Below are 12,898 nucleotides of genomic sequence, written 5' to 3'. Positions count from 1 at the left end.
ATCACTCGGCTTTGGCGCCCGAATCGCGCACGATGACACGCCACTTTTCATGCTCGCGCTGAACGAACTGACCAAACTGGGCCGGCGTGCCGCCTGCTGGGTCTGCGCCTTGCGCGATCATTTGCTGCTCGATGGCGGGCACTTGCAAGATCTCATTGACGGCTTTGTTGACCGTGCTGATCACGGCGTCTGGCGTGCCCTTGGGCGCAAAAAAGCCAAACCAAGAACCGGCTTCAAACTGGGAGAAGCCTTTTTCGACCACGGTGGGCACTTCGGGCATGGAGCGCGAACGCTTGAGTGAACTGACGGCAATCGGTTTGAGCTTGCCCGCCGTGATGTGCGTCATGACTGAAGGGATGGTGGCAAACATGAACTGGATGCGGCCTGCCAGCAAGTCTTTCAGGGCATCAGCCCCTTTGTAGGGGATGTGGGTTGCCTCAAAACCCACCCGCTTGGACAGCATGAAACTGGACAAGTGGGACGAGGTGCCGATGCCGGTTGAACCGTAGTTGAGCTTGCCAGGGTTGGCCTTGGCGTAAGCGACCAACTCTTCCATGGTGTTGGCGGGCACCGATGGGTGGATGACCAACACATTGGGGACATCTGCGATCTGAACAATGGGCATCAGATCGGTCAAGGGGTTGTAGGGCATCTTGCCGTACAAGGTGGGGTTGACCGCAATGGGTCCGACCGAGTTAACGATCAAGGTGTAACCGTCTGGTGCAGAGCGGACCACCAACTCGGTGCCCAAGTTACCACCCGCGCCGGGCTTGTTGTCGATCACAAAGGGCTGTTTGAGTTTTTCAGACAGCTGCTGCGTGACGGTGCGCGCCAAGATGTCGGTGGTGCCCCCGGCCGTGAAGGCCACCACCACTTTGACTGGTTTTTGGGGATAAGCCTGCGCCTGTGCCCAAGAGGGCAAAGCCATGGCCAGCACGGAAAAGCCGGCGGCCAGCCAAAGAGATGGGGAGTTCATGCGGATCTTTCGTTGGGTGTGAAAAAGCAATGGGCTCAGGTTTTGTAACTCGGGTCCATCCGGTCGAGTTTGCGCAGCAAGGCTGGCCATTCCATGAGGCCATAGGGTCTGCGGGTGCTGGGCTGGTAGTTGTTCCAGGTTTCCTCGAGCACATCGGGCGCAACTTTGACGAACGGCGTGTTGCAGGCCATGGCGGCCAGTTGGGCATGACACGAGAGTTCCAAGCGGTGCATCCAATTGAAGGCTTCGCCCACACTGCGCCCCACGGTCAGGGCACCATGGTTGCGCAAAATCAGGGCCTCACCCTGCCCTAGGTCTTTCACCAGCGAGGCCTGCTCGGCCAGATCGAGCACCACGCCTTGATAATCGTGGTAGCCGATCTTGAGGAAACGCATCGAAGTCTGGGTGATGGGCAAGAGACCGCATTCGAGCGACGACACCGCCATGGAAGCCCAGCTGTGGGTGTGGATGACGCAGTCCACCTCGGGGCGCGCCTCGTGCACCGCGCTGTGGATCACGTAACCGGCTTTGTTGATGCCGTAGTTCAAATCGCCAAAGTCGGGCTTGGACAGGATGTTGCCATCGTGGTCAATTTTGATGAGGCTGGACGCGGTGATCTCTTCGTACATCATGCCGTAAGCATTGATGAGAAAGGCACCGTCTTCGCCGGGCACCCGCGCCGAGATGTGGTTGGCCATCATGTCGGACATGCCGTAGAAGGCCACCAAGCGGTAGCAAGCCGCCAAATCCACACGAGCTTGCCACTCTGCAGGGGTGCAGCGCGCCTGCATCGATTCGATCTTCAAAAATCCATTTTCAACCATGGCAACTCCTTGCGGCTCAATCCAGTTTCACGTCGGCGCTCTTGACCAAGTTGACCCAGAACTTGGCATCTTCGGTCAAAAACGCCGCGAATTGATCGGGCGTGGTGGAAACCGACACATCGGTGCCTTCGCGGGCTAAAGCGGCTTTCACGGAGGGCTGGGCCATGGCCGATTGCGCGGCATCAAAGATGCGCTTCTGCACAGCGGGCGGAGTGCCCACAGGCACAAACAAGCCATACCAAAACTCGATCGCGTACTCGGGCAGTTTGGCCTCTTGCATGCCAGGCAAACCAGGCACCAAAGCCGAGCTGTTGCGCGTGCTGACGGCCAAGCCTTTCAAGCGACCCGCTTGGATCATGGGCAAAACCGAAGGCGGGGTGCCAAAGGTCACTTGGGTGTCGCCCGCGATCACCGACTGGACTGCGGGCGCACCCCCGCGAAACGGAATGTGCACCATGTCCACGCCCGTCAATTGGGTGAACAAAGCAGCCCCCAAGTGCGGCGCAGAGCCGTTGCCCGAGGTGGCGTAGTTGATCCTGCCAGGCGCTTGCTTGGCCCGCGCGATCAGGTCTTGCACCGAATTGATGCCGATGTTGGGGTTGACCGCAATCACCAAGGGTGAGGTGGTGACTTTGGTGATCGGCACCAAATCCTTAGGGGTGTAATTCAGCTTGGGGTTGAGGGCTGGATTGACCGAGATGCTGCTGGGGCTGGCCAACAAAATGCTGTAGCCATCGGGCGCGGCCTTGGCCACGTTTTCGGCCGCAATGCTGGAGCCCGCGCCAGCGCGGTTTTCCACAATGATGCTCTGGCCAATGGCTTTGCCCATGGCGTCGCTGATGGCACGGGCCACATAGTCGGCTGCGCCGCCAGGGGCAAAGCCCACCACCAACCGAATGGGTTTGTTGGGGTAGGCTGCGCCTTGGGCTTGCACACCCAGGCCGAAGCAAGAAAGGACCAAAGCGGAAATCAGGTTTCTTTTGTTCATGGTGTTGTCTCCTTCATTTTTAAGAGTCTCGGGCGGTGAGAAATCGGCTCAAGCAGCGCTGGCAATGCGCAGCACAATCTTGCCGGTGTGTTGGTTGCTTTCCATGTGCGCCTTGGCTTGGTCCAGTTGGTCAAAGTCAAACACTTGGTCCAACAGGGGTTTGATGCGCCCATCGGCAAAGGCCGGCAGGATCTGCTCAGCAAACTGGGCAATGCCATCTGCACGTTGAGCGGGTGTTCTGTTTTTGTTCGACACGCCATACAGACACAGCCGCTTGGCGTGCAGGGCCTCCAGGTCAATCGTGGCGTTGAGGGTGTTGTCGACATAACCCACAAATCCCAAACGCCCCTGAAACGCCATGCAGCGCATGCTCTCGGCAAAGACGCTGCCCCCTACGGTGTTGACCACCAGGTTGGCGCCTTTTTGATCGGTCGCCTGCAGCACGGCTTGGTGGAAATCGGCCGCACGGGTGCACAAGCCCAGATCCAGTCCAAGAGGCTTGAGTTGATCGAGTTTGGCCTGTGAGCCCGAAGTGCCGATGACTTTGGCGCCCAAGACCTTGGCCATTTGCAAACTGGCCACGCCCACGCCCGAAGACACGCCGTTGATCAGCAGCCATTGATCGGCTTGCAAGTGGCCTTGCAAGACCAGAAGGTCATAGGTCACCAAAAAGGTGAGTGGGATGGAGGCCGCCTGCTCCAGCGTCAAGTTGTCCGGCACGCGCATGATTTCGCGCACATCCATCAAGGCGTATTCAGAAAAAGCGCCCGGGCAGCGGCCCATGACGCGATCACCCACTTGCCAAGCCCCGGTGTCGCTGCCCAGCTGAACAATTTGCCCCGCCCCTTCCATGCCCGCAGGCTTGCTGCCACCTTTGCCGTGCAGGCCGTGACCAATGATCAATTCGCCGCGATTCAAAGCAGCCGCGTGCAACTTGACCAGCACCTGACCCGCGCCGGGTGCGGGCCTGTCCACCTCGCGCAACACCATGCTGCCTTGGCCTTCGCTGATGTTCATCCAATAAGATTTCATGAGGGACCTCATTCGCCTTTGAAGACGGGTTTGCGTTTTTCCATGAAAGCCTTGCGGCCTTCGGCGTAGTCGGCGCTGTCAAAGCAGCCGCGGATGAGTTGGGTGCACAAGTCCAGGTCCAACTCTGGCGAGGGTTTGAGGATTTCGCGCGTGATCGCCTTGGCCGCTTGAATGGTCAGGGGCGCGTTGGCCGCCAGGGCCGAGGTGTACTCGGCCAGCAACTCAGGCAAAGCCTCTGGGGGGCAAACCCGCGTGACCAAACCCAGGCTTTGTGCCTCTTGTGCGTTGATCTTGCGGGCCGTGAAAAACAGGTCTTTGGCCGCACCCGGGCCAATCAGATCGACCAGATTTTTCATGGCCGAGTAGCGGTAGCCCAAACCCAGGCGGGCCGCTGGCACCGAGAACACGGCGTCGCTGGCGGCGATGCGCATGTCGCAGCTGATGGCCACGTTGATGCCGCCACCGATGCAAAAGCCGCGAATACAAGCCAGCGTGGGCTTGGGGAAGTTGTAAATGCCCATGAGCGCGGTCTCGGCCATGTGCTCGTAGCGGGTGACCGCCTCACGCGCCGCACGCATGTCCTCGAACTGCGAGATGTCGGCCCCAGAAACAAAAGCTTTTTCACCTGCCCCGGTGAACACCACCAAACGCACACGGAGGTCGTGTTCGGCCTGATTCAACAGCACCGGCACGGCTTCCCACATGTCCACCGACAAGGCGTTGTGCCGCGCCACATTGTTGAACTGGATGAACAGCGTGCTGCCGTCCAGCCAGGTGTTGACCCGCTCGGTCGGCGAGGTGTAGACGACGTCGGTCATTCAGAATACTCCTTTGGATTTGAGTTGCTGCAGCACAGACGCATCGAGCCCGAGTTCGCCCAGAATTTCTTCGCTGTGTTCGCCGCGGCGCGGCGCGGCGCGGGCGATGGTGCTGGGCGTGCGTTCCAGCTGCACCGGTTGCCCCACCAAACGCTGCGGACCTTGGTGCACCGACACCACGTCTTTCACCATCTTCAAATGCTGAACTTGCGGTTCGTTGAACACCTCGTCCATGCTGTTGATCAAGCCACAGGCCACGCCGCCATCGTTCAAGCGCTCGATCCAATGAGCGCGATCTTGCCTGGCCAAACGTTCGTTGATCTCGGCGTTCAGCGCATCACGGTTGACCGAGCGGCTGGGTTTGTCGTGGTAACGCGGGTCGGTGACCCACTGGGGTGCCTCTAAAATATCGCAAAAGCGCTCCCAAATTTTGGAGCCAAACACCGCGATGTTCATGTAACCATCGCGCGCCTTGTAAACACCCGTAGGAATGCTGGTCGGGTGAAAGTTGCCCGCCTGCGTGGCCACTTCTTCATCAATCAACCAGCGCGAGGTCTGGAAATCCATCATGTAGACCATGGACTCGAGCAGCGAGGTGTGCAGCCATTGGCCTTGGCCTGATTTTTCGCGCTCGAGCAAGGCCACCAAAATGCCTTGCGCTGCAAAAATGCCCGCGCACAAATCGGCGATCGGGATGCCCACCCGCATCGGGCCCTGCTCGGCCAAGCCGGTGACCGACATCAAGCCGCCCATGCCCTGCGCAATCTGGTCAAAACCCGGCCTTGCGGCCAAGGGACCGGTTTGGCCAAAACCCGAGATGCTGGCGTACACCAGGCCGGGGTTGTCTTTTTTCAGGCTCTCATAGTCGATGCCCAAGCGGAACTTCACATCCGGACGGAAGTTTTCCACCACCACATCGGCCTTGGCAATCAACTGCTTGAGCAGGGCAATGCCCTCGGGCTCCTTCAGGTTCAGCGTGATCGAGCGCTTGTTGCGGTGGGTGTACTGGTAGTCCGAACCCTCTTGCCCACCCAGCGTGTCGTCGCCGCGCATATGCTCGGGCATTTGCACCTGCACCACATCGGCACCCCAGTCGGCCAGTTGGCGGCAGGCCGTGGGGCCAGCACGCACCTGGGTCAAATCGATCACCCGAAAGCGCGACAGCGCAGCGGAGGCGGGTTGGTGCGGCATGGACATCTCCGAACGATGAAATACGCTGTGGGATCAAGTGCGTGCACTTGCTGAAAGTGGTTCAAAGTGTGAACGTCAACCCCTAAAGTGTCAACACTTTCGATGGATTGTTGACACATTGGCGACGTGAATCGCACGATTTTGGCCATCTTCAGTTAGGATAAAGCCGTACAGATGCCGCTTTTTGAATGCCGCTTTTCCAACCCATTGCCCATGAACGCCGCCCCCGAAAAACCCGAACAAGGTTTGCCCGTTTTTGTCGCTGAGCAGCTCAAGCAGCTCATCTACAGCGGCGAACTCAAGCCCGGTGAGCGCCTGAACGAAGCGGCCTTGGCCCTGCGCATGGGCACCAGCCGGGGCCCTGTGCGTGAAGCCATCCGCATGCTGACGGGTTTAGGTCTGGTCACGGCCGTGCTCAACCGCGGTGTGTTTGTGCGCCAGATGTCGGTGAGGGAAATGCTGGAGCTTTACGACCTGCGGGCACTGGTGTTTGGCTTTGCCGCAGAACGCGCCACCGACCACGTGGCCGAAAGCCACAAAGCGCAGTTTGAGCAACTGCTGCAAGCCATGGATGTGGCTTGCGAGACCGAAAACGCCAACCTCTATTACGAGCTGAACCTGAAGTTCCATGCCCTTATTCTGCTGTTGGCCAACAACCAACGGGCCCAGGCCGCGTATGACGACATCATCAAAGAAATGCACCTGTTCAGGCGCGAGTACTTCAACGCACCGGGCAACATGCGCCAGTCCAACGCCGAGCACCGCATCTTGTACGAAGCCATCGTCAAAGGCTCCAAGGCCAAAGCCAAATCCACCGCTGAAAAGCATGTGCTCAAGGGACGCGAGCGCTTGCTGAGTAACATCGGCGGAACCACCCCGCTGGCGGGACTGTGAAGCGTCAGGCCTTGAGCCACGCATGAAAAAACCGCCTCTCAGGGCGGTTTTCTGTGGGTTTCTTGAGTGGCTCAGGAGCTGAACAAGAAGTTCATCACATCGCCATCCTTGACGACGTAGTCCTTGCCTTCGGCGCGCATCTTGCCTGCGTCTTTCGCACCTTGCTCACCTTTGAAGGAGATGTAGTCGTCAAACGCGATGGTCTGGGCGCGGATGTAGCCTTTTTCAAAATCGGTGTGGATCACGCCTGCGGCTTGTGGGCCGGTATCGCCCACGCGGATGGTCCAGGCGCGCACTTCTTTCACGCCCGCGGTGAAGTAGGTTTGCAAGCCCAGCAAGCCGTAAGCCGAGCGGATCAGGCGATTCAGACCTGGTTCGTCCTGACCAATTTCCTTCAAAAACTCCAGGCGGTCCGCGTCGTCCATCTCGGACAACTCGGCTTCGATCTTGGCGCAAATGGCCACCACGGGCGCGTTTTGCTTGGCCGCAAAGGCCTTGAGGCGGTCAAGAAATGGGTTGTTCTCAAAGCCGTCTTCTGACACGTTGGCCACGAACATCGCAGGCTTGGCGGTGATGAAGAAGAACTGCTTGAGTTCGACCCGCTCTTCTTTGCTGAAGTCGATGGTGCGCACCGGCTGGGTGTCGTTCAAGGCCGCCTGGCACTTTTCCAGGATCGCCATTTGCTTGACGGCTTCTTTGTCGCCAGAGCGGGCGATTTTGCTCACGCGGTGGATGGCTTTTTCAACTGCGGCCAAGTCGGCCAGGCACAGCTCGGTCTGAATGACCTCGATGTCGGCAATCGGGTCGACCTTGTTGGCCACATGGATCACGTTGTCGTCTTCAAAGCAGCGGACCACATTGACGATCGCGTCGGTCTCGCGGATGTGGGCCAAAAACTTGTTGCCCAGGCCTTCGCCCGTGCTGGCTCCAGCCACCAAACCGGCGATGTCCACAAACTCCACAATGGCCGGCACGATGCGCTCGGGCTCAACGATCAGGGCCAACTGCTGCAATCGGGGATCGGGCACCTCCACCACACCGGTGTTGGGCTCAATCGTGCAAAAGGGGTAGTTCTCGGCGGCAATGCCGGCTTTGGTCAGGGCGTTGAAAAGGGTGGATTTGCCCACATTGGGCAGACCCACGATGCCGCATTTGAGGCTCATGGAAGGCTTTCGGTGATTCGGGAAGAGATTCGAAAATGAACCGTCAATTTTAACGGCTCAGCCCCAAGGCGGGGCACCTGACCCACAGGCCTTTGAATCATCAGCATCAAAGCCCCAGCGGCCCAGCGCGTTGGGCGGCCTCCTTACAATGTGCAGATGGCTTCTCCCCCTGACATTTGCATCCGTGGCGCTGGCATCGTGGGCCGCACTTTGGCTTTGCTGCTGGCCCGCGAACGGCTGAACGTGGCTTTGGTCGAATCAACTCAGCCCAACCCAGCCCCCGACGTGCGAGCCTATTCGCTCAACGGCGCAGCCAAAGCCTTGCTGCAAGACCTGCGTTGCTGGCCCGAGCCCCCCGCAGTGACGCCCGTGCACCAAATGCAGGTTTGGGGTGACCAAGGCGGTCAGCTGAATTTTGGCGCGCAAGAACAAGGGGTGGGCCAGCTCAATTGGATGGTGGACGTGCCTGCACTGGAGGCCCTGTTGACGCAGGCCGTGCAATTTCAACCCCAGATCCAAGTGGTGCAGGCCCCGGTGGCTGCACCGCTCACGGTGGTGTGCGAAGGCCGCGCCAGCCAGACCCGCGCCGAACTCGGTGTGGGCTTTGACATCACGCATTACGAACAACACGCCGTGGCCTCCCGCCTCCTGTGCGAACGTGCACACGAGGGCATCGCCCGGCAATGGTTTGGCTGGAGCGCTGCGCCTGGCCTGGTGCAGCCGCAAGCCGAGGTGCTGGCCCTGCTGCCCTTGGGTGGCGAAGGTGGGCGCGAAGTCGCGCTGGTGTGGTCGGTGCACCCACTGCGAGCCCAAGAACTGATGGCCATGCCTGCCGAAGACTTTGCGGTGGCGCTGGCCTCGGCTTGCGAACACCGTTTAGGGAGCATGCAGCTGTCGGCCGAACGCGCCGTCTGGCCGCTGCAACTGGCACGCGCCGAGCGCTGGATCGGCCCGATGTCGGGCTCAGCCAAGCAGGCCTTTGCCTTGGCAGGCGACGCCGCCCACAGCTTGCACCCTTTGGCCGGACAAGGCCTGAACATTGGCCTGGCCGATGTCGCAGAGTTGGTCCGGGTGATAAAAGCCAAAGAGTTTTGGCGGCCCCTGCACGACATCAAATTATTGCGCCGTTACGAGCGCGCCCGTCAGGCTGATGTGCAGGCCATGGGCCTTGTGACCGATGGCTTGCAGCGCCTGTTTGCCCAGCCCGGCCCGATCTGGCAAAACCTGCGCAACTGGGGCATGCGCGGCTTTGACCGCAGCGGTCCCCTGAAACACTGGATGACTCAACGCGCGATGGGCCAAAGCGCCGACCGCGCCGACCGCTGAAGTGCCCGTGGCCCAGCCCCTTCCTTTTTTGAAAGCCCGTTCGATGAAGCTTGCCCCTCCCAATTTGGCCCTGATGTTGGTTGCCGCCGCGCTGTCTTGGGGCAGCATGGCCAACGTCATGGCCCAAGAAGCCACGATTCGCAAAAACCTGAGCGAGCGCCTGCCTAATTTGCCAAGAATTGACGAGATCAGCAAAACGCCCATGAACGGCTTGTTTGAAATTCGCATGGGCAATGAGGTCATGTACAGCGATGCCGAAGGCCATTTCCTGATCCAAGGCGCCTTGATCGACGTGCGGCAAAGGCGGAACCTGACCGAAGAGCGCGTTGAAAAGCTCTCGGCCATCGGCTTTGACCAACTGCCCCTCAAAGCCGCATTCACACAAGTGCGCGGCAATGGCAAACGCAAGCTGGCGGTGTTTGCAGACCCCAATTGCGGCTTTTGCAAACGGTTTGAAAAAGACCTGCAAAAACTGGACAACGTGACCATCTACCATTTTCTCTACCCCATCTTGGGCGAAGACTCGCGCACGAAATCCAAGAACGTCTGGTGCGCCAAAGACAAGGCCAAGGTCTGGAACGATTGGATGATCGGCGGCACCACGCCACCGAACGCCAACTGCGACACCTCGGCGATTGACACCATCGTGGCCTTTGGCCAAAAGAACCGCATCACCGGCACGCCTTTGTTGCTGTTTGCCGATGGCACCCGGGTGCCAGGCGCGGTGCCCATGGCCCAAGTCGAAAAAATTCTGGCTGACCTGAAATGAACACCCCACACACCGAAGACGCCACCTGGCGTTTGATCCGTAAAATGGGCTATGCCGGGCTCATTCCGTTTGTCTTTTTGGCTTTGTGCCTGTGGCTGGTGGGGCCCGACCTGCACCCCTATGTGGCTCTGGCCATGCAAGGCTATGGCGCTGTGATCGTGTCGTTTCTAGGGGGCATCCATTGGGGTGTCGGCTTTCGCAATGCGCTGATCGTGCGCAACGCACCGCGCATCCACTTCACTTGGGGCGTGGCGCCGTCGCTGCTGGCCTGGGTGGGCGTGATGATGCCCGCCTTTGCCGGCTTACCGCTGCTGGGTTTTGTGCTGATCGGCTGCTATGTCATGGACCGCCGCACTTGGCCAGCGGCGGGCCTGGCGCCTTGGCTGCCCATGCGCCTGCAGCTGACGACTGTGGCCAGCCTGAGTTGCTTTTTGGCCGCAGGTGCAACATGACCGCCATCCACTACACCGTTGAAGCCGCCAACCTGCATGCGCATTTGTTCCACATCCGCTTGACGATCGCCCAGCCACAAGCCACACAAACCGTGTCATTGCCCGTGTGGATTCCGGGCAGTTATTTGGTGCGTGAGTTTGCTAAAAACCTGCAAAACCTGAGCGCCAAACAGGGGCGCCGCTCCGCTGCCATCACCCAGCGTGACAAATGCACCTGGGACATTGCTTGCAAGCCCGGCCAACCTGTGGTGCTGAGTTACGAGGTGTACGCTTTTGACAACTCGGTGCGTACCGCTTGGCTCGACAGCCAGAGGGGCTTTTTCAATGGCACCAGCGTGTGTCTGCGCGTGCATGGCCAAGAAGATGCGCCGCACCAACTGCAGCTGACTGCCGTCAAAAGTCATCCCAACTGGCAGGCCGCCACGGGCTTGGCGCCGGTCAAGATTGATAAAAAAGGTTTTGGCCTGTACCAAGCCGCGCACTATGACGAACTGGTGGACTGCCCGGTGGAACTGGGCACGTTCTGGAGCGGCAGTTTTATGGCCTGCGGCGTGCCGCATCGCTTTGTGGTGGCTGGCGCCCTGCCCTCTTTTGACGGTGAGCGCCTCTTGGCCGACACGCAAAAAATCTGCGAAGCGGCCATCGCGTTTTGGCATGGACAGGGTAAGGCCGCGGGCAAAAAAACACCGCACAAAAACTACCTGTTCATGCTCAATGCTGTGCACGACGGCTATGGCGGACTGGAACACCGCAACAGCACCGCGCTGATCTGCAACCGCACCGATTTGCCACGCCAAACCAAGCCACATCGCAACGAGGGCTACACCACGCTGCTGGGCCTGATCAGCCACGAATACTTCCACACCTGGAACGTCAAGCAGTTGCGCCCCGATGCTTTTGCACGCTATGACTACACCCAAGAAAACTTCACCCAGTTGCTGTGGTTCTTTGAAGGCTTCACCAGCTATTACGACGACATCCTTTTGCGCCGCGCAGATCTGATAGACGACAGCACTTACATCCAACTGCTGGGCAAAGCCATCGCACAGGTGCAGCAAACCCCGGGCCGTCATGTGCAAAGCGTGGCGCAGGCCAGCTTTGACGCTTGGGTGAAGTACTACCGCCAAGACGAAAACACGCCCAACGCCACAGTGAGTTACTACACCAAGGGCTCGCTGGTGGCGCTGTGCCTCGATTTGAAACTGCGCAGCGAATTCAAGACCGAAGGCTACACGCTCGACACCGTGATGCGCGGTCTGTGGAGACGCTGCAAAGCTGGACCGATGCGCGAGCAGGACTTGCTGGACGAATTGCAAGCCCTCACCGGCCGCAGCTGGCAAAAGGAGATGCAGGCTTGGGTGCACAGCACACACGAGCTGCCGCTGCGCGAGTTGCTCTCAGCGCATGGCATCCAGGTGGAAGCCGAGACATCGGCCATGGCGCAGCGCCTTGGCCTGCGGGTGAACGAAGGCGCTGGCAGTGTCCTGGTCAAAGCCGTGCTGCGGGGCAGCGCCGCCGAAGCGGCCGGTCTGGCCGCGGGTGATGAATGGTTGGGCCTGGACGTGGGGGCCAAAGGACAAGGCGGCAGCTGGCGCTTGGGAAAACTGGACGAGCTGCCTGCCTTGATGGGTCAAGAGCGTCAATTGACAGCCTGGGTCTCGCGCGACAAACGCTTGTTGCGCTTGCGCCTGACGGTCCCGGCGCAAGCCAGCCAGTGGCGCTTGAGCATGCCCGCCGACCGCGCCACTGGGCAGTGGCCCCGCATCTGAAGCAGCCCCGTGCGACTCAAGCGCCTGACTTGAGCAGCACCACCAGCGCACCCGCACCGCCCTGGGCGGGCTTGGCCTGAACAAAGGCCATGACTTGGTTTTTTTGCACCAACCAGCTGTGTACCTTGGACTTGAGCACCGGCGTTTTGCCCGGTGAGCCTAAGCCTTTGCCGTGCACCACACGCAAACAGCGCAAACCCTGGCGGTGGGCCTGACGGATGAACTCCGTCAATGCCATACGCGCTTCGTCACTGCGCAAACCATGCAGGTCGATCTCGCGCTGAATTGACCAGTCGCCCTTGCGCAATTTGTGGATCACATCACGGCCAATGCCCGGGCGGCGAAAGCTCAGGGCGTCGTCAGTGTCGAGCAAAGTACTGGCGTCGAATTCGTCACTCAAACAGTCGCGCAGCACCGCTTCGTTGTCCAACTGGCGTTGGTGGGCAACAGGAGCCGGACTTGGCCCGGTCAAACTGACCTGGTCGTGGTCGGGCAAGCGCTGCACCTGCCCCACAGCCCTAACAAACAAATGGCTTTCAGCCTCGCGCTGTTTGGCCGCCAACGCTTGGGCAGCGGCCAAAGCTTGAGCTTGCGCTTGGACCTCGGCCAGTTTTTTCCGAACTTTTTTCAGGTCTTGCAGCGCATTGATTTTCACAAAAGGACTCCGGGCTGGGCATTCAGGGGCTGGGGCCAAGC

13 protein-coding genes are annotated in these 12,898 nt (G+C 59.7%); 5 read left to right on the top strand and 8 right to left on the bottom strand.

The window, feature by feature from the left end; all coding sequences use genetic code 11:
* Position 1: 1 nt before the first annotated feature.
* From ABWQ00_RS01045 to ABWQ00_RS01020, 6 genes are read right to left on the bottom strand one after another with little or no spacing between them, the layout of a single operon-like run.
* A complete protein-coding gene (locus ABWQ00_RS01045) occupies positions 2-976 on the bottom strand; it encodes a Bug family tripartite tricarboxylate transporter substrate binding protein (protein WP_353236806.1) in 975 nt (324 codons plus the stop codon).
* 35 nt (positions 977-1,011) lie between these two features.
* Positions 1,012-1,800 carry a class II aldolase/adducin family protein gene (locus ABWQ00_RS01040; protein ID WP_353236805.1) on the bottom strand — a complete coding sequence of 263 codons (789 nt, stop codon included), beginning with the start codon at positions 1,798-1,800 and terminating at the stop codon, positions 1,012-1,014.
* A 16-nt stretch (positions 1,801-1,816) separates the two neighbouring features.
* A complete protein-coding gene (locus ABWQ00_RS01035; protein ID WP_353236804.1) occupies positions 1,817-2,788 on the bottom strand; it encodes a Bug family tripartite tricarboxylate transporter substrate binding protein in 972 nt (323 codons plus the stop codon).
* 48 nt (positions 2,789-2,836) lie between these two features.
* Positions 2,837-3,820, bottom strand: coding sequence for a zinc-binding dehydrogenase (locus ABWQ00_RS01030; RefSeq protein ID WP_353236803.1), 984 nt, complete (start codon positions 3,818-3,820; stop codon positions 2,837-2,839).
* Positions 3,821-3,828: 8 nt separating this feature from the next.
* The gene (locus ABWQ00_RS01025) at positions 3,829-4,638 is read right to left on the bottom strand and encodes an enoyl-CoA hydratase (RefSeq protein ID WP_353236802.1); all 810 of its coding nucleotides are present in this window, start codon (positions 4,636-4,638) and stop codon (positions 3,829-3,831) included.
* Positions 4,639-5,829: a CaiB/BaiF CoA transferase family protein gene (locus tag ABWQ00_RS01020; RefSeq protein WP_353236801.1), complete on the bottom strand. Its 1,191-nt coding sequence runs from the start codon at positions 5,827-5,829 to the stop codon at positions 4,639-4,641.
* A gap of 213 nt (positions 5,830-6,042) precedes the next feature.
* Between ABWQ00_RS01020 and ABWQ00_RS01015 the strand changes: the two genes are divergently transcribed.
* Positions 6,043-6,723, top strand: coding sequence for a GntR family transcriptional regulator (locus tag ABWQ00_RS01015; RefSeq protein WP_353236800.1), 681 nt, complete (start codon positions 6,043-6,045; stop codon positions 6,721-6,723).
* A gap of 71 nt (positions 6,724-6,794) precedes the next feature.
* Here the strand turns inward: ABWQ00_RS01015 and ychF are convergent, their stop codons facing one another.
* A complete protein-coding gene (ychF, locus tag ABWQ00_RS01010) occupies positions 6,795-7,886 on the bottom strand; it encodes a redox-regulated ATPase YchF (protein ID WP_353236799.1) in 1,092 nt (363 codons plus the stop codon).
* A gap of 156 nt (positions 7,887-8,042) precedes the next feature.
* On the opposite strand from ychF, the gene ABWQ00_RS01005 reads away from it, so the two are divergent.
* From ABWQ00_RS01005 to ABWQ00_RS00990, 4 genes are read left to right on the top strand one after another with little or no spacing between them, the layout of a single operon-like run.
* On the top strand, positions 8,043-9,212 hold the full coding sequence (locus ABWQ00_RS01005) for an FAD-dependent monooxygenase (RefSeq protein ID WP_353236798.1): 1,170 nt from the start codon (positions 8,043-8,045) through the stop codon (positions 9,210-9,212).
* Between the two features lie 43 nt (positions 9,213-9,255).
* On the top strand, positions 9,256-9,981 hold the full coding sequence (locus tag ABWQ00_RS01000) for a DsbC family protein (RefSeq protein WP_353236797.1): 726 nt from the start codon (positions 9,256-9,258) through the stop codon (positions 9,979-9,981).
* Positions 9,978-10,433, top strand: a complete 456-nt coding sequence (locus ABWQ00_RS00995; RefSeq protein ID WP_353236796.1) for a DUF3429 domain-containing protein — start codon at positions 9,978-9,980, stop codon at positions 10,431-10,433. The genes ABWQ00_RS01000 and ABWQ00_RS00995 overlap by 4 nt, the downstream gene beginning before the upstream one ends.
* Positions 10,430-12,202 (top strand): M61 family metallopeptidase, encoded by a 1,773-nt coding sequence (locus ABWQ00_RS00990; protein ID WP_353236795.1) that lies wholly within the window; start codon positions 10,430-10,432, stop codon positions 12,200-12,202. Before ABWQ00_RS00995 ends, ABWQ00_RS00990 begins: the two co-directional genes overlap by 4 nt.
* Before the next feature lie 16 nt (positions 12,203-12,218).
* On the opposite strand, the gene ABWQ00_RS00985 is transcribed toward ABWQ00_RS00990, so the two are convergent.
* On the bottom strand, positions 12,219-12,857 hold the full coding sequence (locus tag ABWQ00_RS00985; RefSeq protein WP_353236794.1) for a Smr/MutS family protein: 639 nt from the start codon (positions 12,855-12,857) through the stop codon (positions 12,219-12,221).
* Positions 12,858-12,898 lie beyond the last annotated feature (41 nt).

The organism is Limnohabitans sp., assembly GCF_040400975.1.
Taxonomy (GTDB): domain Bacteria; phylum Pseudomonadota; class Gammaproteobacteria; order Burkholderiales; family Burkholderiaceae_C; genus Limnohabitans_A.
Note: the sequence above shows the minus strand (reverse complement) of the source record. Positions and strands in the feature narration are given on the sequence as shown.